The 22,805-nt window shown below is 45.9% G+C and carries 22 protein-coding genes, 2 tRNA genes and 1 pseudogene; 7 read left to right on the top strand and 18 right to left on the bottom strand.

The genetic code is table 11. The annotated features are described in order from the left end of the window. Positions 1 to 221: 221 nt before the first annotated feature. From JCM2765_RS05610 to JCM2765_RS05595, 4 genes are all read right to left on the bottom strand, one after another. Complete coding sequence (locus JCM2765_RS05610) at positions 222 to 1,409, bottom strand: helix-turn-helix domain-containing protein (protein ID WP_156301688.1); 1,188 nt, start codon at positions 1,407 to 1,409, stop codon at positions 222 to 224. Positions 1,410 to 1,600: 191 nt separating this feature from the next. Further along, positions 1,601 to 2,149: a DUF7679 family protein gene (locus JCM2765_RS05605; protein ID WP_054734773.1), complete on the bottom strand. Its 549-nt coding sequence runs from the start codon at positions 2,147 to 2,149 to the stop codon at positions 1,601 to 1,603. A gap of 298 nt (positions 2,150 to 2,447) precedes the next feature. Then, positions 2,448 to 2,518, bottom strand: a tRNA-Gly gene (locus JCM2765_RS05600). 133 nt (positions 2,519 to 2,651) lie between these two features. Next, positions 2,652 to 2,879: a hypothetical protein gene (locus JCM2765_RS05595; RefSeq protein WP_054734769.1), complete on the bottom strand. Its 228-nt coding sequence runs from the start codon at positions 2,877 to 2,879 to the stop codon at positions 2,652 to 2,654. 314 nt (positions 2,880 to 3,193) lie between these two features. On the opposite strand from JCM2765_RS05595, the gene JCM2765_RS05590 reads away from it, so the two are divergent. Then, positions 3,194 to 3,541, top strand: coding sequence for a DUF1516 family protein (locus JCM2765_RS05590; protein WP_054734767.1), 348 nt, complete (start codon positions 3,194 to 3,196; stop codon positions 3,539 to 3,541). Between the two features lie 99 nt (positions 3,542 to 3,640). Here the strand turns inward: JCM2765_RS05590 and JCM2765_RS05585 are convergent, their stop codons facing one another. From JCM2765_RS05585 to asnB, 4 genes and pseudogenes are all read right to left on the bottom strand, one after another. Continuing rightward, positions 3,641 to 4,354: an aspartate/glutamate racemase family protein gene (locus JCM2765_RS05585; protein WP_054734764.1), complete on the bottom strand. Its 714-nt coding sequence runs from the start codon at positions 4,352 to 4,354 to the stop codon at positions 3,641 to 3,643. Between the two features lie 6 nt (positions 4,355 to 4,360). After that, the gene (locus JCM2765_RS05580; RefSeq protein WP_054734762.1) at positions 4,361 to 5,614 is read right to left on the bottom strand and encodes a carboxylate--amine ligase; all 1,254 of its coding nucleotides are present in this window, start codon (positions 5,612 to 5,614) and stop codon (positions 4,361 to 4,363) included. A gap of 1 nt (position 5,615) precedes the next feature. Further along, complete coding sequence (locus JCM2765_RS05575; protein ID WP_054734825.1) at positions 5,616 to 7,154, bottom strand: UDP-N-acetylmuramoyl-L-alanyl-D-glutamate--2,6-diaminopimelate ligase; 1,539 nt, start codon at positions 7,152 to 7,154, stop codon at positions 5,616 to 5,618. 231 nt (positions 7,155 to 7,385) lie between these two features. Next, a pseudogene (gene asnB / locus JCM2765_RS05570) lies at positions 7,386 to 9,285 on the bottom strand (asparagine synthase (glutamine-hydrolyzing)). A 275-nt stretch (positions 9,286 to 9,560) separates the two neighbouring features. Between asnB and JCM2765_RS05565 the strand changes: the two are divergent. Next, positions 9,561 to 9,800 carry a hypothetical protein gene (locus JCM2765_RS05565; RefSeq protein ID WP_054734759.1) on the top strand — a complete coding sequence of 80 codons (240 nt, stop codon included), beginning with the start codon at positions 9,561 to 9,563 and terminating at the stop codon, positions 9,798 to 9,800. A gap of 128 nt (positions 9,801 to 9,928) precedes the next feature. Here JCM2765_RS05565 and JCM2765_RS05560 read toward each other — a convergent pair whose 3' ends face one another. The 5 genes from JCM2765_RS05560 to JCM2765_RS05540 all read right to left on the bottom strand — a co-directional run bounded on the left by JCM2765_RS05560 (position 9,929) and on the right by JCM2765_RS05540 (position 11,356). Further along, a complete protein-coding gene (locus JCM2765_RS05560) occupies positions 9,929 to 10,198 on the bottom strand; it encodes a hypothetical protein (protein ID WP_054734758.1) in 270 nt (89 codons plus the stop codon). 21 nt (positions 10,199 to 10,219) lie between these two features. Further along, positions 10,220 to 10,588 (bottom strand): hypothetical protein, encoded by a 369-nt coding sequence (locus tag JCM2765_RS05555; protein ID WP_054734756.1) that lies wholly within the window; start codon positions 10,586 to 10,588, stop codon positions 10,220 to 10,222. Next, the gene (locus JCM2765_RS05550) at positions 10,569 to 10,796 is read right to left on the bottom strand and encodes a hypothetical protein (protein WP_225351993.1); all 228 of its coding nucleotides are present in this window, start codon (positions 10,794 to 10,796) and stop codon (positions 10,569 to 10,571) included. Before JCM2765_RS05550 ends, JCM2765_RS05555 begins: the two co-directional genes overlap by 20 nt. A 154-nt stretch (positions 10,797 to 10,950) precedes the next feature. Next, positions 10,951 to 11,034, bottom strand: a tRNA-Leu gene (locus JCM2765_RS05545). A gap of 49 nt (positions 11,035 to 11,083) precedes the next feature. Further along, entirely contained in the window at positions 11,084 to 11,356 is a 273-nt protein-coding gene (locus tag JCM2765_RS05540) for a hypothetical protein (protein WP_225351992.1), read from the bottom strand. Between the two features lie 334 nt (positions 11,357 to 11,690). On the opposite strand from JCM2765_RS05540, the gene JCM2765_RS05535 reads away from it, so the two are divergent. Then, positions 11,691 to 12,161, top strand: coding sequence for a MarR family winged helix-turn-helix transcriptional regulator (locus JCM2765_RS05535; protein WP_054734748.1), 471 nt, complete (start codon positions 11,691 to 11,693; stop codon positions 12,159 to 12,161). A gap of 81 nt (positions 12,162 to 12,242) precedes the next feature. On the opposite strand, the gene JCM2765_RS05530 is transcribed toward JCM2765_RS05535, so the two are convergent. After that, positions 12,243 to 14,252 (bottom strand): right-handed parallel beta-helix repeat-containing protein, encoded by a 2,010-nt coding sequence (locus JCM2765_RS05530; RefSeq protein ID WP_054734746.1) that lies wholly within the window; start codon positions 14,250 to 14,252, stop codon positions 12,243 to 12,245. A 278-nt stretch (positions 14,253 to 14,530) separates the two neighbouring features. Here JCM2765_RS05530 and JCM2765_RS05525 point away from each other — a divergent pair, with 278 nt between their 5' ends. Continuing rightward, the gene (locus JCM2765_RS05525) at positions 14,531 to 15,010 is read left to right on the top strand and encodes a substrate-binding domain-containing protein (RefSeq protein WP_054734743.1); all 480 of its coding nucleotides are present in this window, start codon (positions 14,531 to 14,533) and stop codon (positions 15,008 to 15,010) included. Between the two features lie 108 nt (positions 15,011 to 15,118). On the opposite strand, the gene JCM2765_RS05520 is transcribed toward JCM2765_RS05525, so the two are convergent. From JCM2765_RS05520 to JCM2765_RS05510, 4 genes are read right to left on the bottom strand one after another with little or no spacing between them, the layout of a single operon-like run. Next, a complete protein-coding gene (locus JCM2765_RS05520) occupies positions 15,119 to 15,826 on the bottom strand; it encodes a CPBP family intramembrane glutamic endopeptidase (RefSeq protein ID WP_054734740.1) in 708 nt (235 codons plus the stop codon). Between the two features lie 19 nt (positions 15,827 to 15,845). Then, positions 15,846 to 16,103, bottom strand: coding sequence for a hypothetical protein (locus JCM2765_RS05515; protein WP_054734738.1), 258 nt, complete (start codon positions 16,101 to 16,103; stop codon positions 15,846 to 15,848). 22 nt (positions 16,104 to 16,125) lie between these two features. Next, a complete protein-coding gene (locus tag JCM2765_RS17065) occupies positions 16,126 to 16,278 on the bottom strand; it encodes a hypothetical protein (protein ID WP_156301687.1) in 153 nt (50 codons plus the stop codon). Then, positions 16,245 to 16,721 carry a hypothetical protein gene (locus tag JCM2765_RS05510; protein WP_054734735.1) on the bottom strand — a complete coding sequence of 159 codons (477 nt, stop codon included), beginning with the start codon at positions 16,719 to 16,721 and terminating at the stop codon, positions 16,245 to 16,247. Before JCM2765_RS05510 ends, JCM2765_RS17065 begins: the two co-directional genes overlap by 34 nt. A 247-nt stretch (positions 16,722 to 16,968) precedes the next feature. On the opposite strand from JCM2765_RS05510, the gene JCM2765_RS05505 reads away from it, so the two are divergent. The 3 genes from JCM2765_RS05505 (at position 16,969) to pgmB (ending at position 22,796) form a co-directional block, all read left to right on the top strand. Beyond that, positions 16,969 to 19,257 (top strand): glycoside hydrolase family 65 protein, encoded by a 2,289-nt coding sequence (locus JCM2765_RS05505; RefSeq protein WP_054734734.1) that lies wholly within the window; start codon positions 16,969 to 16,971, stop codon positions 19,255 to 19,257. Positions 19,258 to 19,376: 119 nt separating this feature from the next. Beyond that, positions 19,377 to 22,094 carry a glycoside hydrolase family 65 protein gene (locus JCM2765_RS05500; RefSeq protein WP_054734730.1) on the top strand — a complete coding sequence of 906 codons (2,718 nt, stop codon included), beginning with the start codon at positions 19,377 to 19,379 and terminating at the stop codon, positions 22,092 to 22,094. Positions 22,095 to 22,118: 24 nt separating this feature from the next. Beyond that, positions 22,119 to 22,796, top strand: coding sequence for a beta-phosphoglucomutase (gene pgmB, locus JCM2765_RS05495; RefSeq protein WP_054734727.1), 678 nt, complete (start codon positions 22,119 to 22,121; stop codon positions 22,794 to 22,796). Positions 22,797 to 22,805: the final 9 nt, after the last annotated feature.

Raw genomic sequence — 22,805 nt, 5'->3', positions numbered from 1 at the left:
GTGCCAGTACTCCTCCAATTGGCCACAAGGTACCTTTATTATTACACGTCAAAATGAATGATGACACACCCGTTGCGCGTCTCAAAATAGTGAACTTTTTTGCAAATTGTTAGAACGAAATCTTGTAAGAACAACTTTACACACCTATTTTAATAGTTAAATAATCAAAAATTACTCATTAAGGCTAAACTGGGTGCTTTCTTCAATCCAAATTACGTCCATTATTGAGACGCCTTAACGATTTGCCATGCCGTACTCACGCTAATGTTACACGCTACCGCAATCTGCCGATAGGTTCGTCCCATTGCGCGTAATTCAAGCACTTGTTGCTGATCAATGCGGTGTACAGGCTGGTGAGGCTGAGCATTAGCCGGTTCAGCAACCTGCCTTGACGATTCTGTGATTAAGGGCTGTGGTTCAGTCAGACGGAGAACTTTCTTGCCCCGAACGTCGCGTAATCTCCGAATCACCTCATGGGTGGTGAGCGCATCCCAAAGTGCATCATGTGGCGTTGAATTGATCACGTTCAATAGACCAGCAACCCCGCTTAACGGTAAATCATAGTGATTATTTTGGCGGCCAACGTTACTTCGATTGATCACATCACTCATATATTGAGAGCCATCGAATACCTGCAGCGGTTGTTTCAAAACGGCTTGTTCGGCCGCATTGAAGGCATCATAGTGCACCGTGAATAAGTTGATCAGGTACTTTAAATCGTTCGCCTGATTCCAAAACACCAGTGGCAGGCCCGGCTGCAGCACGACCTCAATTACCGCTCGCAAAACATCGATAATGGCCGCTTCACGCCGATACTCAGCTAACGAGAGGCCCGTCTTTTGTAATCCAATCAGCGTTTGAGCAGCCGAAAAATGTGGATTATCCAAAAATCGATTGAGATAAGTCGTCGTTCGGTGCCCATCCGCAAACCCCAACGCACTAATTTGAAAAATACTCTGATTAACGCCATCAACCGTCACCTGCTGTAATAGTTGGTCGCTACCGGCTTGCTGTGTGCGGTAGTAGCTGCCAAACTCACAATCAACCACAATGTACCGTGCCGGAATTTCGGTCAACTGTTGGCAAGTCATGATTAACTGCGCTGGCATCGGTTGGTCGATTTTGGGCAGTGATGGATAACCTAATTCCATTAACCAATCGACATCCGTCAGTTCTGCTGGTTTGTGCCCAATTCGATTGATCTTGCCGGTACCTAGAATCAATGGTTTGGTTTCAGAAAAGGCAATCTGGACCTGTTCCCGAGCGTTACACGTGATGCCGACCACTAAGTTCGTCACTTTCGCCATTACCGTCAGCTGACGGTCAGTCAGTTTTAACACCGGCCAGCCCACTAAATATAAGTAACGGCCATCATTTGGCGTTTGTCGTTCGATCAATGCAATTTGCATGCGTTCTTTGCCACTCCGTTCACTTGCGTTTTTGCACATTATCACAGATTGACCTCATATAACAAGCGAACAGCTCGTTTGACCGAACGACTGAGTGGGTACACCAATTTGAACAAAAAGAACCGGCGTTAGAAACACACCAGTCCAATTCTTGTTAGCGCTTACATTTACTGATCCACTAAAAGGTCACCCTAAACCGATGGTACCTCCACCTGAGCAAGCTGCCATTCAGACTGATCAGCAATCGTTCGCCGTCGACCAACTCGCGCTAAATGCGCTTCAATGCTTCGATTCGTAGCCTTTCGTAGCCCGCAACTTTGATGAAACGGCCGGTGCTTAACCTGCGACTGCCAGTACTGAATATCTTCAGCAATTCGTAACCGATCTTCGTCTCGATAATCGTGCTTCAGGTACCCTTCCACTGAAGTAAAAGCCGCTGTGTGCCACGCATTATCGCCAATAAACTGACTTCTCGTTGGCACCCAATCGCCAGCAACTTCTCGAGAAACCTGAAAGATTCGTTGGACTTGTCCCACGCCATACGGTGGTAGGACATCATCCGCCATTCCCGGATGATCATACAGGTACGGTGCCAGTGGAATGACGATCAGCGCCGTGGTTAAATGCCGTTGCCCCTTTGGATCAATGTTTAAGCCGAATTGTAAATCATCTGATAATCGGTAATTCAACAAACTCCCATCTGTCCGCTGAACCGTTACACACCAAAGATAGTCTGTCATACAACACGCCCCCCTAATCTACTGATTGATAATCGTTTTGATTATCGACCATTTTATCATACAATTCCGGCTTTGGTTATTGAAAATGGGTTCTGGAGTATTTTTCATGGCGTAATTGCTGAGTTTGAAAATAGACTTATGATAGTTAGCCATATCAATTTCCAAAACAACCAGCTTCATTTGAATTCAGTGATACCCCCATCAACTAAGAACAACGCGCCATTAATCGAAAATAAAAAGCCCGCTAACTCTGAAGTTAGCAGACTTTCATTTTAAGATACCCGATGCAATTCACTTAAGCGGGTGACGGGAATCGGACCCGCGACACAAGCTTGGGAAGCTTGGATTTTACCACTAAACTACACCCGCAATTAACAACAGAAACAATCTTATCATATAAACCGCACTTTGTCAGCCCTTTTTTGCATAAAAATGAGTTTTTTTCAGAAAAGATGGTTTCCGTTGCTGAAATGACTAGTTATATCTGAACTCGATGCGCGGTTTATTCAGCCTTAACTTTAGCTGGTTTTGCTGGTTGCGCATCGTCTTTCCGGACGATTGCCCGGTTGTTAAGTTCACCAACCAGAATTCGATCTTCCGGATCAAAACTAAGAATATGAATGAGTACTGAGTTTTCATAAACCTTCTCAATTTCGCCTTCGAAATCGTGCTCAAAGGAACCGAACTTTTTGCCCTTTACGTAATCGCCAATCTTGTGTTCTTCTGCCATTGGTTGTGTGTCCTCCACTTAACATGATGAGAAAGATAATACCAAATTCAACTTGAGAATACAAGGATTTTTAAGGGTTTTTAAAATTATTTTGTGTAATCGCTTACTTAAACTGGCTATCTCGGGTTTTAATCGCCCTTTTTCGATTTTATTAGACACGATTCTAGTTACTAGTTTCAAACACTGCCTAAAAAGTTAAATAATTTCTGTGTTCCACTAAAGCCAGTCGTCGCTAACCGATCGAACATGGTACACTTAATTTAAACCGGTGGCGACCAACGCTGCCAACAACTGATTTCAAGGACGTGACTGTCATGTGGCTTCTCATTCACTTTATTAGTTTAATTCTATTAATTCCGTTCACAATTATTGGCCTAAGTCGCCATTCAGAAAAACGAATCGCCCAATTTTTGATACTTAACCGATTAGTTTACCTATCGCTACTCATTAGTGGCGTGGTCTTAGTGATCCGAACCTTCCAACACGCGCCAATGCTGGTCAGTTTTAAGGCTCTACTTGAAGTGTTCGTGGTGATTTTAATTGAACTCACTTTTGGTCGTAAACAGGAGCGGACCCTCTCAAAACGGTGGTTGACCGGTTTCATGATTTTAGTGCTCTTAACTGCCGCATTGGGGATTTGGTTAACGTTGCAATCAATCTAATTCACAGACAAATAAAGCGGGTATCAAACGTTCGCACTTGTGCGACGCTTGATACCCGCTTTTATTTGAAGCAAATTTTGATGTGTTGGTCTGCTATAACTAAGCTTTTCCCCGCGCCTTCAACGCTAACGCCAAGGAACGATCCACCAAGACCGACTGTGCATCGACAATCGGCATATTTGTGATGGGTTCGCGTTCCTGAGCTAAGGAAAGTTCCGTACAGCCCAAGATCACAACGTCCGCACCACTCTCATCAAACATCTGTTGGACAAGACCGTGAAAAAGCTCACGGTCAACGTGATCGTTATCCTTGATGTCATCATAAATTAAATGATTGGTTTTGGCTTGAACGGCCTTACTTGGCCGTAGAAATTCATAACCAGCTGCCATAATTTCTTCATCATAGATGTGGTCTTCGATCGTTCCCTGAGTGGCAACGATGCCCACTTTCTTAGCTGCAGGATACTTGGACTTGATCTCAGCCACAGCTTCTCTTGGCATATGCAAAATCGGAATATTCGTCACCGCCGTCAACGCATCGTAGAAGTAATGGGCCGTATTACACGGTAACGCGAAAAAATCGGGTCCTAACGCGCTCTGCTGCTTAAAGTCGGCCTGCAACACCGGTTCCGGGTTCGGCTGGCTGTGGTCCATAATATACGCTGTCCGGTCTGGCACCGTGGCGTGATTGACTAGAATGTAGTTCAAATAATCCTGATCCTGATGGGCTGGTGTGCGAAGGTTAAGCTGATGTACGTAACTTTCGGTTGCCATGGTCCCCATACCACCAATAATCGTAAAAAAGTGTTCCATCTCGCATCACCCTTTGTTTTCAGCGAAGTAACGGTCAAAGTTTTTCGTGTAGTTATGGTTCATCCATTTAATCAATGCCCAACGCTTGAGGTTCATATCCTCACTGTATTCGTAAGTCGTGCCGTAACGATGAGCGGCAATCAGTTTCAACGCCCGTTCCTTATCGGCATTTTCCCGCGCATACTTCTTGAAGACCTTCACTGGAACCCCTAGCCAAAGCGCGTGCTTTGATTCGTCTTGGTTACCGTACACCGTTGGTTGATCGGCTAAATCTTGTTTGACGTAGTCTTTAACGACCCAGTCGGCCAAGTTATAGCCATTCAGCGTGACGAAGAAGCTGCTCCGGCCTTGTCGAAGGTTGATTTCAAACAACTTGAAGGTGTTATCCCGCGAGTCGTATTTCATGTCAAAGTTGGCATAACCTGTGAAGTCGATGGCTTCCAAGAACGTCTTGATCTGCTGGTAGATGGCCTCGTTATATTCAGGCAAGATGGCCACGTAGTTTCCGATAGCAGATGGTGCTGGATCTTCCAACAATGGGTGACCCAAGCACATCATCTTTACGTGGTGGTGTTGGTCAACGTAGGCGTTTAACACCCGCATGTTGCTGTCATCACCAGGGATGAAGTCTTGGAGGATAAAGTCGCCAGTATACCCGTTAGCGTATGAGGCATCCAAGATTTTATCGAACTCGGCCCGTGATTGGATCCGGAAAGCCTTCTTCCGGCCTTCAAAGTGCACGTCCAACCAAGCAACAGAATCGGCCGGCTTCAACGCAACCGGGTAATCAAACGGCTGATCAACCACCGTTTGACTGTCGTGTTGGTCCTTTGAAATCGTCCGCGTTGCCGGATATGGCAACCCGTATTGATCACAAATTTCGTAGAAGCGTTCCTTGTTGTTCAAATGCTTCAGCAAATCGTAATCAATGTACGGACAAACAAAGACGTCTGATAACTCATCCTTATGTTTCGCAATCAATTCGGCATAGCCGTCACCACAACCGATCAAAATCACGGGCTCTTTGTGGTCGCGGTAACGTTCCTTGATTCTGCGCATGCTATCGATCCAAACGGGATCCTCACTGAAGCCATCGATCAATTCCAGATCAACAACCTTCGTGTAACGCGTTGGTGCCAGTTGAATCGACGCAATTGCCTTAACGGGACGGTGATAAAGTTGATACAGTGACCGCGCCATCCCGTAGACGTTAAAATCACTTCCCAATAGAATTGGGGTAAATTCTGGTGTTTGTTGCATGTTAAAGCTCCTTCACAGCATTTTTCGCAATCGTGACATCGGTTGGGTACGGCGTGTTGACACCATTTACCTTTTGGTAGGCATCCTCACCCTTCCCGGCCAACACGACGATGTCGTCTGGGGTACTCATGTTAATGGCCGTTTCAATGGCCGTTTGGCGATCCATCACAAACTGAACGGTGACCCGTTCGTGGTCAATGTGGGCGTCAATGGCGTCCGCAATCACCTTGGGGTCTTCATAACCGGGATCATCAGTCGTCAAAATCGCTACGTCAGCCTCTTCACTCAACGCTTTACCAAAGCCTTCTCGGCGACTAACGCCTTTGTTACCAGTACTGCCGATTACAACGATCACCTTACCGGCGTGGGTCTGTTGATGTAAGAATTGCAGCAACGCCTTTAGGCTCGCATAGTTGTGCGCGTAATCGATGTAAATTGTGCCGTGATCCGGACTCGTGACCATTTCCATCCGACCAGGGACGTGAACATCGACCAACGCTTGTTTGATTTCAGTTGACTTCGCCCCTGATAACGCCCCCGCCATAATGGCACTGACGGCGTTACTTTCGTTGTAGTCACCTGGTACGTGCAGTTCGTAGGTTTCATCAAGTGCTAGTGCTTTAGCTTTGTCCGACAAGGCCGTCACCGCAAAATCACTTTGGTGAAGATCTTCGTTCACGTTCTTAAACGTGACGTCAAGGTCGAGTGGCAGTGCCAGCTTAGCCCCTTCACGTGCGTACAGGTAAATTTGCTCTGGCTCAGTCGTTGCCTTCGCCGTTTGGTAAACATCCAGTAATTGGGCAGTCTCGGCGTTAATGATGCACGTTCGGGAGTTCACCAGTAACTGTTCTTTACAATGCAGATAATCAGCAAAAGTTGGGTGTTCATTTTCACCAATGTGATCTGGTGTGATGTTTAAAAAGATGCCGACATCAAAAGTCAGGCCGTATACCCGGTTCTTCTTATACGCCTGTGAGGACACTTCCATCACAAGGTGGGTCATCCCATTGTCAACGGCTGACCGCATATCGTGAAAGAGATCAAGGGACTCTGGGGTGGTTAAATCCGACTTAAACTTATCGGCTGGCTTGTTGCCAACGATACGATCAATCGTTGAAAACAACGCCACATGATTATCAGTGTGTTGTTTTTCAATGTGATAAGTGAAGTACGATGAGGTCGTCTTCCCCTTAGTGCCCGTAAAGGCAACGATAAAGAGGTCGTTTTGCGGATAACCGTAAAAAGCTGCCCCTAACAACGCCATTGCTTTTTGAATATTGGTCACAATAATGCCGGTCAGACCAGCGCCCGCTTCGTCATACGCGGTTTCAGCAACGTAGGCTGTTGCCCCCGCTGCCTTGGCACTCGCCAAATAAGCGGGTTTAAAGTTACCTTTGCAAAAGAACAACGTGTCAGCGGTGACCTGTCGAGAATCGTAGGTCACGTGTTGAAACGTTTGCGTAGACGCTGGTTGCGTCGTTTGAATGAGTAATTGATGTTCGTTTAATAAAGTCAACGCTTGGGTCATATCAAGTGACATTGGCTTTGATTCATCTCCTAAATGCTGTTTCGTTAGGTCGCCGTTCATGACGACCCCAACAACAGTGCTTTCGTTAGCCCCAATAAGTGCTAACTCGATTGCGTTGCGTAGGCAAATCACCTACTTAGCGCACACTCCATTATTTCACGTTTGCTCGAAAAAAGAAACCGGCTTACGCCCGGCGACCGTAAATGGGTTGACGGGTGCAAGCCGGTTTCAATTAACTAGGCTCTAGTTAGCAACTGGAATCTTGTCGATGTCCGTGCGACGAACCTTGCTTACCGTATCCGCTGAAGTGTCTTCTGGGAAGTAAACTTGGTACCACAAGATAAAGGTGTAAATGGTAAAGATCTTTTGCATGCTAGACTTACCATTAATGTGTTCTTGTAAAATTTCAAGTAAGGCATCCGTGTTAAAGAACTTCTTGGCAACGTCAGAGGTGAAGGCCTCTTCGATCCGAGTCCGGTACTTGTCTTCTTTGATCCAAGAAGCGATTGGTGATGGGAAGCCTAACTTTTCCTTCTTAGCAACCCGTTCTGGGAGTTCAGAAAGTGCGGCCGTCCGCAGTGAAACCTTGGTTTCGGTCCCGCGAATCCGCGTCTTGATTGGCATCGTGGCTGCAAACTTAGCAACTTCTTTATCAACCAATGGCGTCCGAACTTCCAATGAGTTACACATACTCATCCGATCGGCCTTGTGCAAGATGTCGTAAGGTAACCAGGTGTTGATGTCAAAATACTGCATCTGGGTCATCTCATCCTTACCCTTAACATCATCAAAGATGTGCTTCGTGTAGGCCCCGGCATCCATGTTCAAGCTTGGATCCTTTAAGATTCGGTCACGATCATGGTAGTCAAAGACGTAGTTGACCCGGTAGTAACGTTCGCTCAGTGGTTGCGCCCCACGAACGAGGAACCGACGACCATGGAACCGTGGTAAGTTAACCACAGCTGCGCCAAGCAACCGGCGAATGCCAGCTGGGACCCACTTTTGGTAAGTTTCAAATGGCTTGGCTTCAAGGTAGGTGTTGTAGCCACCGAAGAATTCATCGGCCCCTTCACCAGATAAGGCAACCTTCACGTGTTCGCGGGTCCCCTTTGAGAGGTAGTAAAGTTGCATGGCTGATGGGTTAGACAGTGGTTCGTCCATGTAGTACATGATGGTTGGTAAGATGTCAAAGTAATCGTCACCGGTCATCGTTAATGGCGTGTTTTGTTGCTTGATTTCCTTGGCAAATTCGGTTGACCAGCTCAATTCACTGTATTTTGAATCATTAAACTAACGAGAATGATTGAATTGGCTTTAACTTGGCCGCTTCGTTCAAGACGTAGCTGGAATCGATCCCACTTGACAGGAAACTCCCAACTTCAACATCGGCGATCATATGTGCGTCAACTGATTCGTCCACGATCTTGCGAATCTTCTTGGCGTCTTCTTCGATCGTTTGGTTTTCATCGATATGGTCGTAGTTGAACCGGTAATATTCATGGGTCTCAGTTTGACCATTGTGGTGTAAGAAGTAGTGACCTGGCAACAACTTGAACACGTTTTTGAACATCGTATCCTTTGAAGGGATAAATTCAAAACTCAAGTGAATGGCCAACAGATCCTTATTAAATTCTTTGTTGAACTTTGGGTGTTCCAAGAAGGCTTTAATTTCGGAAGCCCACAGGAACGTATCGCCGTCATCATAGTAGTACAATGGCTTGATACCAAAATGGTCGCGGGCGCCAAAGACGTCACCGGTCTTAGAATCATAGATGACAAAGGCATACATGCCCCGCAACTTTTGTAGCAGGTCAGCTCCCCAAGCATCGTAACCATGAATCAAAACTTCTGAATCCACGTCAGTCCGGAATTCGTAACCGAGGTCTTGTAATTCCTTCCGAATATCTTGGTAGTTATAAATTTCACCGTTAAAGGTTAAAACTTTGGTTTGGTCTTGGTTATACATTGGTTGCTTACCGTGAGCAAGGTCAATAATTGACAACCGACGGAAGCCCATCGTAGCCTTGTCATCACTAAAGTAAGCCTCATCATCGGGTCCCCGGTGACGAATCCGGTTCGCCATTTTTACGATCGTATCACTTGGAACGCCTGATTGGTTAACATAACCAACGAATCCACACATGTTGATATCCCCTTTTTATCCTGCTATTTACGCTTACATTGTCGAAGGTCTCGGTGCGCCTTCTGTGATTACGGTGCGTGATCCTTGCCGACGACGCGTGGTCGATCGACCCGTAATCAAAAACATGCTTTATTTTAGCAAAAAATGGCGCACAATACTACTAAACATGTACTAGCATAACGTTTTCTTTAAGTGTCGCCAAATGAAAGCGCTACGATATTATTCAAACCCCAAATGCTGTATAATAAAAGTGAACACGAAATGGAGGGATGACAATGGATAATTTAATTTTCTTCAACCCCGGTGATTCAATTGGGAACTTCCACGATTACGATGAAGCTGTGAGAACAGCGCAAATCTATCGGGAAGCTAACCACGTGCAAGATGGCCACGTGCTGGTCGTTAAAGGCGTTGATAATAAAGCGTTCGACATCTTTTTAGCCGATAACGAAATCACTCATCAAAATGAAAATGGTGATGATTCTAAGGCGTATCAGGTCTCAAAAGAAGTTTAGTGTGTGAAATGAAGCGTTGAGAGCGCAAAGCGCAAGGGCCAATCAATAGCAAGTCGCCGTTCTCGGCTTTTGCTAATTACCTTACGCGTAGTTCTCCACCTGTAAATTTCCAATCTCAAAAAACAGCCTCAAAACCGCACCCGGTTTTGAGGCTGTTTCACGTAAGGCAAATCAAACTGCTCACCATCCGCGGCCGTCACACTTAAAAAATGATCTCGATCATACCGCTGAAGCACAACTGGCACACTAGCCGTCACCGATGCATGATCATTTGCTAGCATAATCGTCGTTGCAGAAGCCTCACTAATTTGATAACCGATTTTAGCCAGAAATTGCTCAATTTCGGCAGTCCGATCACCAAGCCTTAACTCGCGCACATCACTAATTAATAATCGCACGAAACACATCCCTCATTTTTATCATGTCGTTAACACAAATTGTTGTGCAACAAACAGGTTGGCTTTAAATCCCACTAAATCATCATAGGCCAGCGCCTTCGTCGGCACGGACACGATTCGGGAAGACAGTTCGCGCAACGCCTGCAAAAAGCGTTTCTGTAACCGGCGATTTGCCAGTGGCAATGAGCGCGAAATCAGTTGATTGGCCTGATAATAACGTTGGATTTCGTGTCGCAACAACCGCGTCACCGTGTTGACCTGAGCAAAATCCTGTCGCTTTCGGGCGCCCAGTTCAACCTGCTCAATTCGAGATTGCCAGTGATTAAAAATCCGTTGAATTTGCCCACGAACGTCTTCTAAGTGTGAGAAATCAAGCTGATGGTTGATCACGGTTTGCTAACGCCTGTTTACCCTTTTCGGTCAAGCCGTTAATAAAGTGACCGGCATCAATATACCCTGCCGCAATCAAGGGCTTTGGATCGCCGCCAATCACGTTGTCACAGTAATCCACAAAGTAACTTGGGCTAGTCCCCGGTTCAACCTTACCCGTTGCAATCGCGTCTAAAATGTTGTAATCCGTTGCTGTTAGTTCCATCATCCGACACCTCCAAATTAATTATGTAGAGAATAAGTCGAATTGGGGGAATAATCAAGTCAAACGATTGTTAATGATAATCTTGAACGCACAAAAAAAGCTCTGCTAAACTTAATTAGCAAAGCTTTAATGAATCATTGATTCGGTATGTTAATTATGCCCCGAGCAGGATTCGAACCTGTACTTGGTTGCCCAAACAGCGACCTGAACGCTGCGCGTCTGCCAATTCCGCCACCGGGGCATCAAACAACAGAAATAATCATACCGTATCATCAGTGGTTTGTAAAGGCCTATTTTGGCAAAGTGATGACGGTTCCATAACCGTGAACGATTAAAAACTTAGGTGCAACACTCATGCGAACCACTTCCGTATTAAACGACACATTAACGATTCCGTCGCCACCACGCGCCTTCGTTTTTTGAAAGAGTTGCTGTTTGGCATCTTCAAATAGTTGATCAAATAATTCAAATTCATCCGGTTTTTCGGACGTTAACATTTTATGGCACGTTACAGCCACCACACCTTTAATGACGTGTGCTTGGTTAAAATCACCTGTCGACATAAACATCGAATCACCCCTCTGACGTCATTATACCGGTTAATTGGGCAAGAGAGAACGCTTTTATCCAGAAGCATCAACTTTTGAAGCTGACTAAAAAACAAATCAAGCAGTACACCGTCTTTAATAATGCCGTAGCTAATTTTTAACCACGCCAAGTGACAATCCACTTCATATTTCGAATAATGTTTCTTATCCATATCACTAAGCATATAAATAATTGGACAAGCAAAATCAAGCGGGGTACAATGAATTCGACTAATGATTAAATTGTCCATCACAGACCGTCATGAATTGATGACGATTTACCTAAAACTCTTAGAAAGAAGGCGCCACTATGTCCGATACGACTCCTCGTTTACTAGACGATCAGCTCTGTTTCGCATTCTACAACGCTAGTAAGACGTTCAATCACTTTTACCAAGAGGCTTTGAAGCCTTTCCACCTCACCTACCCACAATACATCGCCATGTTGGCTCTCTGGGAGAAGTCACCCATGACGGTTCGTGAATTGGGCGAACACCTTAATCTTGATAGTGGGACGTTAACCCCACTGCTTAAACGTCTGGAAAGCATGGGTTGGGTCACCCGAACCCGTAGCCAACAAGACGAACGACACGTGAACATTGAAGTCACTGAATTTGCCCAAAACCAGCGTGATGAAGTTTACAGCCGGGTCAACGCCTGCGTGGACTTCTTGAAGCTAGATGGCATCGATTACGACCAATTCATGAAGCAAATTAACAGTGTTATCGGCGAACTGAACACGATCAATCACGATCAATTGATTCACGGTGTCACTGAATAACTGACAATAACGAACAGCGGGCTCACCGTCACCATCCAATTGGAATGATGACGGTGAGCCCGCTTTTTATGCCTACTCAGCCTACTTGTGCCAAAGAAAATTCTTTGCCGCTTGTTGTGACGCAAACGGTCCCGGAATTGTTGAAACCCCACGATGATTACCGAAGTAGTCTTCGTTGAAAATGATATCGTCCCCATTCGGCATTTCAAAACGTTGTTCTGGTTCGAACGCTTCGCCTAAAACATCGGTGTTGATGATACTATTCTTGAAGTTGCCGAGTAGCTCGTACAAGTTCGTTTTCACCAATGGCTTGCCATCTTTTTCAACAAGTTCAAACTCGACCTTATCTTGGTCATCCACTAACTTATGATCCTCCTTCTTCCAAGCTTGAGCCCCGTTTAAATAAACGTTACCGCTGGCCCAAACTGGTAGATGCCCGAAGTGATATGGCTGCAAGTCTGCCATGTCATTCTCCACCGCTGGTTGACCTTCGATTTTTTTAAATGGCGCATACCATTCATCATAAGTTGGGTAATCATCAAAGACGTAGGTGCCAACTTTTTCATTGGTCGCCGGTGTCGTATCGGTTACAGGCCATTTTTGGATGAAGATATTGTTATAGAACCGATCATCGCCATGCAGAATCGTCATGAACCCGGCAACTTCCGTCCGGTGTGCAATGTGATACGGCGTATATCGTGGTTGCGGTTCACCCTTACCCGGATGATCCGTACCAGCACCAACTAGTGTAAATGACCCTAAAATCAAGTTATGAACGATAGCTAACCCCTGGGTTGGAATCCGCAATGAGCCCTTCGATAAAAGTAAGTTATTATCGATCAATGTCGGGCCGTGACTCACTTCGACCCAAATATCTTGACTCTCCATCGCACCCTTCAAATGTGGCGCAGTCCCATCAGGCGCATAGTTGTGATCAAACAGGTTTTGCGTGATCCGGGTACCTTGCGCTTCCCAGTCACACCATAGCCCCATCGTTGAGTGATCGAAGTGGTTACGACGAATAATGACATCGATTGCCGCATGGAGTTTGATGCCGGCAATCTCGGCACCAGCTAATTCTTGCATGTTGTTAATATGGTGGATATGATTATCTTCAATTAAGCTAAATACCCCGCCCTGACGACCAACGATTCCATCTTGTTCACAATCATGAATGTTGCACCGCCGGATGACGTGATGGCCAATATTTTCTTTATACCAACCATGATATTGCCCGCGGCAGACGGCATCCCGTTCCATTTGAGTGGGACTCTTAACGTGCTTGTAAGTGAAGTAGTGATCGTTATCAGGATCCTTGTACTTACCTAGCGAAATCCCAGCACAACGTGAATGACTGATATCACAGTCTTCAATAAGCCACCCTTTTGACCAGTGCGGACCAATCATGCCATCTTGGTAAGCGGCAGGTGGCGCCCAAGTTGTCGCGGCTTTATTGATTGCAAACCCACTGACCGTAATGTAATTTCTGCCGGTTGCTTGTGGCCAAAACACCTCACGCCGAACATTGATATCAACTGATTCCTTAGTTGGATCCTGACCTTGGAAATTAGCATAAATAATCGTCTCATGCCGTTCTTCGTCTTGTTCGGTGTACCATTTATAAACAGAATGCTTTTGATCCCAAGACCGGGCATAAACGTCACCCTTCAAACAGTCATCTAAAGTCTCGGTTTCGTAAAATTGACGATCATTCATATAAACGGCACCTGTATGCTTATTGACGGGTCCGAGGTACCAGTCGCCGATGATATATGTGGTATATGGGTTGTAGTCGCCAAATAAGTTATTATTGATTCGGGTCACCCAAACATTATCTTTGTATCGTTTCCAATCAGTGACTTTTTCAGCACCGGTGATAATTGCCTTCAATGGTTCCACACTGCGGTACGTAATTGGCGCATCTTCAGTGCCGGCATTGACCGGATTAACGTTTTCACGATAGGTCCCCGGATAAACTAAGACCTCATCACCAGCGGCAGCAACACGTGCCGCGTCATTGATTAATTTATAGGGTGCCTTTTCAGTACCGTTTCCATCTCGAATGGCGTTGGCATTAACATAAATTTTCACGTTTGAAACCTCCTGATTTCAAAGCATTTTTATTTCAAAGCAGTGAGAAACACTGTCTATTCTGTAAACGCTTTCTAAAGCTAGTATAATTAATTGGTTTAGTCAATTCAACATTAGATAAATTGCTTCCACTACTACTTGTTGGCAAAGCATCGCAATCGCAGTCATATGAAATCATAAAAAATCACCTTATCATAAATTAATAAGGTGATTTTACGATATCGCAAATTAAGAATAACCGGATTTTAAATAAAATGTAACCGCTTACTGAAGGTTAATTGCTAACACAACGACCTGTCTGGGACGTTCGGCGGAAGTTTTTCGAAACCCACATGCGAGAACTCGGTATTTTTGATGAGCGTCATATTTTTCTCGGTACTAATTTCTCAGTTGAAAGTGGCTACCAAGTTGGCAATCTTATTGCTGAAAAATACGAGGAGACTGGTGTCATCCCCGAGGCCTTCTTAGTTGCATCTGATCCCTTAGCAGTTGGTGTTCTACAGGCCTTTAACGAGCACCAGATTCAAGTGCCTGATCAAACCGCCATTATCAGCATCAATGATATTGATGTGGCCAAATACGTCTCACCGCCACTAACCACCTACCACTTAAACGTTCATGTGCTAGGCCAAACTGCGGTTGAAGCGCTTAGTGATACCGTGAACGCCCCTGAACAGGCCAAGCGAACGATTTTACTGAGTTCAAAAATAGTCTACCGAAAAAGTTTTCCTGAACCAGTTTCAACAACATCACGTTAACCTAAAACAAAGTTCCCCAACTGACCAAATCAGTTGGGGAACTTTGTTTTTAGCTTTGTTAGCAGTAAATGGAATTACCTAGCTAACTCAGCTTGTATTTAATTGTGCCTACCGCAACATAACCGCCATTCCAGCCATCGCAATCGCATTATTAAGCATGTGCACGCCAATGGAGGTGGTTAAGTTGTTCGTTTTCAAATAGACCGTTGCCAAAATGCCACCTAAACAGGCGTAGATCAAGAAGCTGACCGGATTACTACTTGCGTGACCAATTGAAAAAGCCACCCCACTAAAAATTACCGGCCACCAAAACTGGTTGGTCTTGAAGAAGGCGTTCACCAAGTAACCCCGAAACAGTAGTTCTTCGAGAATCGGTGACATCACCACGCCGGAAAACATCAGTAAATAAAACGTCCAGTGATCGCTTTTTAATAGGTCGATAATGGCTTGATTATTCGCCGTTTCGGTTTGGCTGAACAATAACTGGTTGAGCATATTTAACCCTATTTCGATAACAAAAAAGCCAATCCAGCCAATTGCAATCATCCGCCAATCCGGACCCGTTAGTCGTCGCCAAATTGGCCCAGTCGTCACCCGCTTCAGCGCAAGCCAAACGAGCCAAATCACTAACGCATAACCGGCAATATAACCAACTGCCAGTAAACTACGCCCCAGAATCGAACTGGCAGGTAATTTTTGAAACCCGAGTAACAACACGGGTGGCAGTTGAATTAACACAAAAAAGCTAATGAAAAGTAAGATCCGCGTCCACAGCGACGGGCGTGCCGCTGGGCGAGAATCAGGAAGTCCAGACATGTCGTCACCTCAATCATGTTTATTGGTCGACTTTATCCGCCGATTTGGTGGTTACTGACCCATCCTCATCATCATCTTCATCCGCCGAAAGTCGTTTCGTCAACGGCATCAGTTTGAGATAGAGAATCGTCACTAACACCATCGATACCATCCATGCGATAAACCACACCACCATGGTGCTCATCGCGTGAGGTGGCCACGTCCGAGTCAGGTAAACCGTTGTCCCAATAATGGTCGATGGTACAACAACGATAATTAGGTATATGAGTGCTTTCACGTTAATCCTCCGTTACTAAAAATTAATGAAAGTCTTCGGCCATGTAACGTTCCAAAATAGCGGTCACACCATAAGTCTTGAAACTACCAAGTTCGAGGTAATTCACATCAGCATAAGCTAATTTAACCTGAACGCGAGCCGTTAAATCGGTAGCATCAACATCGTTAAGTTGCAACTTTTATTCTTCAACGCGGCGATAAAACCAGTATACGTTTTTTCGCGCTTTCCTGGATGGATCCCGAGACTCACAACTTGGTCCTGTTTAAAGGCCCACTTCAAGGTAGCTTTTAAAACTGAATGGTGCGCTAAATCAAGGTCCGTCGTGATGGCATCAATCTGCCAAACATCGCTATAGTGCCGTTCACGGGCTAACGCCATAATGGCAACCAGTGATTTTAAATAGTCCGATTGTGCGATCACCTTCGTAATGGTGTTTAATCGCAGCACAATCAGGCCATCCACCGCGCCGTTTTGATTGATGCGTTTGATCAAACCAAACTTCTCATCAACCGCGATCACGTTGCCCGTTAAAAAATGCCGTTCATCGCCGTAACGAAATAACGACACCAACCGGCCTGTTTGTTGTGCTGACAGTAACTGTTCTTGAATAGTTTCCATAACGTTGGTCCTCCGTTAACTCTCTCACAGAAATTTTAATCGGCATAAATTTAGTTGCCGATAACCGATAAATTGCCTAGCTACGATTGTCATTTTAACACACAATGACCAATAACACGGCGCATGGCCTTCGAATTTCCGACTTCTCTTAGCAAACTTTCATTTCAAATTAGCAGACCATTTTTCAGCCACTTTCAAGTTAAACGGCTTACAATGGGGTTAACTTCAGACGAAACTAGGTGAACCAATGACCACTCATGATCAATTTCAACTCCATTTGCAACAGTTACCACCCCAACCGGAGACGGCCATTGAAACAATATTTACGTTAGGCAATGGTCACTTTGGCGTTCGTGCTTCTAATCCACTTCAAGGCACGCAGACTGCCTACCGTGGCCAGCCAGGATTATTAGTGAACGGGTTCTACGATTTAACCCCGCTGTCTTACGGTGAAAACTACTTCGGCTACGCTCAAAATTCGCAAACGATTTGTCTCCTTCCCGACCCGCGCTTAATCATTTTCGAGATTGATGGCATTCGATCAGATGAACAGCCCTTTGATGTCAAAATTGTGGATAAAAACCTTGATATGCAGACCGGTGTCTTGCTCGAACTGTTTGACGTGACCACCCCGACCAATAAGCAATTTCGATTGACTTTACAGTCCTTTGCTTCTCAAGATGACACCCATTTTTACGTCATCAATTACCGAATCTCGGCCCTTAACTTTACCGGACCCGTTACGATTATCAAACAACACGCCTACATTGATCAACAGATTGCTCGTGATGAGAATGATGTGCGTGCCGCCCAACGTGACATGACGTTGGACCGGACCTTTACCTCAGGGCAACTCCCCACGATGATGATCAGTACCCGTAAAAGTCAGTTGGCCTTACTGGTTGCGATGACACCGCTACCTGATACCAATATGCCACTGACGACGATTGACGACCTGCCAGCTTATAGCCGCACGCTTGATCTCACGAGTGGGTTAACCGTTAATTTTAGCTTCGCCTACGCCATTGGCAATCCCCATCCGCTACTGGACGCGACCCAACTGCTTCAGGACTTCACAGAAACTGCTGAAAGTCGGCTCGCAGGCCAAACTTTCGACGCTTTATTAGCAAGTTCTCAACAACGTTTAGTGGACTTTTGGCGTGATAGTGACATTGCGTTGCACGGCGATGATACGTTAGCCAAAGCGATTCGGTTCAACCTCTTCCACCTCTTTCAGGCCGCTGGTCGTGATGGCCAGACCAGCATTGCCGCCAAGGGCCTTACGGGCACTGGGTATGAAGGTCACTACTTCTGGGACGCCGAAATGTTTATGTTCCCGTTCTTTCTTTATACGCAACCCAAGATTGCCAAATCCCTGCTGTTATACCGTTACAAAACCCTTCCCCAAGCCCAACAACGTGCCCGAGAACTGGCTATCAAGAACGGTGCGCTATATCCTTGGCGGACCATTAACGGTGAAGAGGCCAGCAGCTACTACCCAGCCGGAACGGCACAGGTTCATATTGATGCTGATATCGCTTATGCGGTTGCGGCCTACGTTGCCGTTACCGATGACCAGACCTTTTTACTTCAAGCTGGGTATGAAATGATTATCCAAACCGCTCGTTTCTGGTTGGCATACGGTCACTATACCGCAGATGGTATGGATTTTGTGATTGAAGACGTGACTGGCCCAGATGAGTACACTGCAATGGTAAACAACAATTATTTTACCAACCGAATGGCCCAATATAACCTTCAAATCGCAGTTGACTATTCGACCCAACTAAAGCATGAACATCCCGAAAAATTGGTGGCGCTAAACGTAACAACTGCTGAAATCGATGCGTTTCAACGAGCCGCAACTCACATGACCTTACCGTACGATGACGAGCGTCGGATCAAATTACAGGACGATGTGTCAACGACGAAACCGGTCTGGCCAATCGCGGAAACACCTCGCAACCAGTTCCCGCTTCTGTTACACTTCCACCCGATGACGATCTATCACTACCAAGTTAATAAACAAGCCGACACCATGATGAGTGATTTCTTATTTCCCGATGATCAAGATCAAGCCCAACTCCAACGCGACTTTGACTACTACGAGGCCATTACGGTTCACGATTCATCACTATCCCGCGCCATCTTCGGCATTCTCGCCCATCGACTTCATCAACCCGAAAAAGCCTACCAGTACTTCACGGAAACGGCAATGATGGACCTCACTAACGCACAGGATAACACTGGTAGCGGGATTCACGCTGCGAATATGGGTGGCAGTTGGCTGAGTTTGATTTTTGGGTTTGCGGGGGTGGCGTTAACTGCGGATCATCAGTTACGTCTTGATCCCCGGCTCCCCGAAAACTGGACGAGTCTGCGCTTCCAGCTTCAATTTCGAGGCCGAAAGCTCGTCTTTACAGTCACCCAATCTGCGTTAACGTGTCGACTGATTGCGGGCAAACCACTCACCATTTACCTTCAACACGAGCCAATTTTAATCACCAATGAAAGTATCAGTCACCGTTTTCTATAAGCCTCAGCTTCTTGGAAACGAAGTCTAATTGTTTGCGAAATGATTGACTGCTCCTTATGATTAAAGTATGGGGCTCAAAGAAATAAGCATTTCTAAGAACGAAAAGAGGCTGATTTTTGATGAAAACAATTGCACTTCGAGTGATGCAGGATTCAATCGAAATTGCTTACTCGGCCAATGATAATCAGGCGCCGTATCGACAATTCGTGATTACCTACAACCCCGATCAAACGATTGGTGACAACCTTGAAAAAATCAAGGTCGTATTGGCTGGGTTACCGATTGACGCAGCCATTTTACTCAATGCTTTGGAATATGAATTTTCAGATACGATCATCGGCATCAATCACCGCCGAATCGATATTGGACTCGCGATTACAAACATGTTAAACATTCCCGTTGTTTGTCAACGAGACGTGGATGAGCACGGTCTCGCCCAAGCTGTGAAGCGCAAGCAACACTACAACGAGTGGCATCTCGACTATTACGGCCAGTACGACAGTAAGCGCAACTACGGTCAAGAAGCCATGCTCACGATTGGGAATGGCTACCTAGGTCTTCGTGGCGCGTACGTAGAATCTAAAGCCGATGCCGACAACTATCCTGGCACCTACGTTGCGGGTGTCTACAATCAACTGACAACGAAAATTGGCGATCGAGATGTCACAAATGAAGACCTCGTTAATTTACCTAACGCCCAGTATTTAACCTTCGGCGTTGATGAACAACCGCCATTTAAAATTAATCATCAAGATATTCAAGACGTTTACCGGAGTTTGGATCTCAAACACGGTACCCTCACAACGATTATGCACATTCAACTATCAACTGGGCACACCCTCGCCATTACGACCACCAAAGTGGCCAACATGGTTGATTGGCATCAGTACGCGATTCGGTATACCGTGACCCCCCTTAACTTTTCAGGAAGTGTCCAAATTTACTCCGAAATCGATGGTAGCGTGATCAACGGTAACGTCGACCGCTACCAAGACTTTGATCAACACCACCTGCACATCACCGGGATGAATGCTAACGACCACCAAATGGTCATGACCGGTGAAACCCAAACCTCACACATTAACTTTGCGGTGGGGAGCACGCTCCACATGGCCAAGGTTAAAACCGAACCAACCGTGACCGTTGCCATGGGCGATAATAAGATTCGGCAAGTGATGAGTACTGAAGTAACGGCTGGCGAACCCGTTATTTTCGACAAAAACGTTGCTATCTATACTGATTTAGAAACGCCTGACCAACCACTTACGCAAGTCGTTGATGATGTTCTGGATTCTGCAACCTACAAACAAACGATGCAGCAGAGCACCGGTTATTGGAAGCAGGGTTGGCAAAACTTTGATATTCAAATTAGCACGGATATTACCAGTCAAAAACTGACTCGAGTGAACCTCTTTCACGGGATGGTCTCAGCCGCAGCGATTGCGTCTGGTCAACTTGATGCGTCCGTTGGTGCGCGGGGCCTGCACGGTGAAGCTTACCGGGGGCACGTCTTTTGGGACGAAATGTTTGTGTTGCCATTTTACACATTGCATTTTCCACAACTTACCAAACAACTGCTCATGTACCGGTACCGCCGCTTAGACGCTGCCCGGGCTTATGCTGCTAGTGCCGACTATCAAGGCGCAATGTATCCTTGGCAATCTGGGATGACCGGTGATGAGCAGTCTCAATTTACCCACTTAAACCCAATGACCCACACTTGGGATCCAGACAACAGCCGACTCCAGCGTCACGTTTCACTGGCCATCGCCTACAACGTGGTCAACTACGTCCACGTGTCTGACGATCAAACGTTCATGGCCGACTACGGGTTAGAAATGCTGCTGTCGATCGCCAAATTCTGGATCAGCACGACTAGTTATGATGCCAAAACCAAACGCTATAGCATCAGTCACGTCATGGGGCCTGACGAGTTTCACGAAAACTACCCCAATGCTGATGAACCAGGGCTGACCAATAATACCTACACTAACTTGATGGTCGCTTGGTTGTTCAACACGCTATTGGACTTACAAGCGCAATTAAAGCCCGCTACGATCAAAGCGGCCGCAAAAAAGAGCGGGTTTACCACCACCAACTTTGATCAACTCAAGGATATCGCGCACAAGCTCAAACTAGATATCAACAAAAACGGCATCCTTGCCCAATTCGAGGGCTATTTTAAGTTACCAAGTTTGAACTTCGAAGCTTATCACCGCAAATACGGCGACATTGCCCGAATGGACCGGATCTTAAAGGCTGAAGGAAAAACGCCTGATGCTTACCAAGTGGCCAAGCAAGCTGATACTTTAATGCCATTTTACGTTTTAAGTATTGACGAGGTCGACCATCTTCTGGGACAATTGGGGTATCAGTTACCAAAAGAATATCTCACTAAGAACATCCAATATTACTTAAATCGAACAACGCACGGATCGACCCTGTCTCGAATCGTTTATGCTGTGCTCACCGAAATGGACGATAACCTTGACCAATCTTGGTCACTGTTTTCAACTGCCCTCTTCTCTGATTACTACGACATTCAAGGCGGTACAACTGCTGAAGGGATTCACCTTGGCGTCATGACAGCAACGTTGATGATCGAAACCAGAAACTACGCTGGCGTTGATAGCTCAGGTAAGGTGATTTCAATTCACCCTCACCTCCCAGCCAAGTGGCAATCACTGCATTTTCGCCAGTTGATTCGCGGTCATTGGTACGACTTCACGGTCACCCAAAAACAAGTTCGAGTTACAGCGGATACGGATGCGACAGTGGCTATCTTAGGGCAACCGGTTGCATTGACCGCTAATCAAACCAAAACGGTTGATTACTAAACTAATTTTAAAGGAGTTGGCATCATGACAACAATTGCATTTGATCAAATTAAGGGCTTTGTTTTCGACCTCGACGGCGTTATTACGGACACCTCTCTCTACCACACGAAGGCTTGGCGTCAATTAGCTGAAAAACTCGGTGTTACGTGGACTAAGACGCTTGAAGATGGCTTAAAGGGCATCTCACGGATGGATTCATTGGAAATGATCCTCAAGGCCGGCAACAAAGAAAATGACTATACCCAAGACGAAAAAGTGGCCTTGGCAACCGAAAAGAACACCAACTACGTTAACGCCATCCACCAAATGACACCCGCCAACATTCTTCCAGGCATCAAGGCCTTTCTCGATGACTTGCGTGCAAACGGTTACTTGATTGCGTTAGCTTCAGCTTCTAAGAACGGTCCAACCGTCCTAAAGCAACTAGAACTCACCGACTACTTTCCAAAGATCGTTGATCCTGCCACCCTCTCAAAGGGCAAGCCTGATCCAGAAATCTACGTCAAGGGTGCTGAAGCACTCGACCTCGACCCAACCCAATGCATCGGCGTTGAAGACGCAGCCGCCGGCATTCAAGCCATCAACGGCGCCAACGAAACGTCTATCGGTATCGGCGACCCTGACACTTTGAGTGCAGCGGATATTCACTTTAACGATACTAGCGAAATGACCTTGGCGAATATCGCGAAGGCAATGGCCTGATCATTACGC

The organism is Secundilactobacillus similis DSM 23365 = JCM 2765 (assembly GCF_001311075.1).
In the GTDB taxonomy this organism is placed as follows: Bacteria; Bacillota; Bacilli; order Lactobacillales; family Lactobacillaceae; genus Secundilactobacillus; species Secundilactobacillus similis.
The sequence above is the reverse complement of the archived record's forward strand: the minus strand, read 5'-3'. Positions and strand labels throughout refer to the sequence as shown.

Excerpts from the sequence above, each read along its gene's own strand:
- JCM2765_RS05590 (WP_054734767.1), top strand. The coding sequence starts at position 3,194 with ATGTGGCTTCTCATTCACTTTATTAGTTTAATTCTATTAATTCCGTTC.
- JCM2765_RS05550 (WP_225351993.1), bottom strand. The coding sequence starts at position 10,796 with ATGATGGAACTAACAGCAACGGATTACAACATTTTAGACGCGATTGCA.
- JCM2765_RS05580 (WP_054734762.1), bottom strand. The coding sequence starts at position 5,614 with ATGCAACAAACACCAGAATTTACCCCAATTCTATTGGGAAGTGATTTT.
- JCM2765_RS05610 (WP_156301688.1), bottom strand. The coding sequence starts at position 1,409 with ATGCAAATTGCATTGATCGAACGACAAACGCCAAATGATGGCCGTTAC.
- JCM2765_RS05595 (WP_054734769.1), bottom strand. The coding sequence starts at position 2,879 with ATGGCAGAAGAACACAAGATTGGCGATTACGTAAAGGGCAAAAAGTTC.
- JCM2765_RS05535 (WP_054734748.1), top strand. The coding sequence starts at position 11,691 with ATGTCCGATACGACTCCTCGTTTACTAGACGATCAGCTCTGTTTCGCA.
- pgmB (WP_054734727.1), top strand. The coding sequence starts at position 22,119 with ATGACAACAATTGCATTTGATCAAATTAAGGGCTTTGTTTTCGACCTC.
- JCM2765_RS05520 (WP_054734740.1), bottom strand. The coding sequence starts at position 15,826 with ATGTCTGGACTTCCTGATTCTCGCCCAGCGGCACGCCCGTCGCTGTGG.
- JCM2765_RS05605 (WP_054734773.1), bottom strand. The coding sequence starts at position 2,149 with ATGACAGACTATCTTTGGTGTGTAACGGTTCAGCGGACAGATGGGAGT.
- JCM2765_RS05505 (WP_054734734.1), top strand. The coding sequence starts at position 16,969 with ATGACCACTCATGATCAATTTCAACTCCATTTGCAACAGTTACCACCC.
- JCM2765_RS05540 (WP_225351992.1), bottom strand. The coding sequence starts at position 11,356 with ATGTCGACAGGTGATTTTAACCAAGCACACGTCATTAAAGGTGTGGTG.
- JCM2765_RS05585 (WP_054734764.1), bottom strand. The coding sequence starts at position 4,354 with ATGGAACACTTTTTTACGATTATTGGTGGTATGGGGACCATGGCAACC.
- JCM2765_RS05500 (WP_054734730.1), top strand. The coding sequence starts at position 19,377 with ATGAAAACAATTGCACTTCGAGTGATGCAGGATTCAATCGAAATTGCT.
- JCM2765_RS05565 (WP_054734759.1), top strand. The coding sequence starts at position 9,561 with ATGGATAATTTAATTTTCTTCAACCCCGGTGATTCAATTGGGAACTTC.
- JCM2765_RS05510 (WP_054734735.1), bottom strand. The coding sequence starts at position 16,721 with ATGGAAACTATTCAAGAACAGTTACTGTCAGCACAACAAACAGGCCGG.
- JCM2765_RS05575 (WP_054734825.1), bottom strand. The coding sequence starts at position 7,154 with ATGTCACTTGATATGACCCAAGCGTTGACTTTATTAAACGAACATCAA.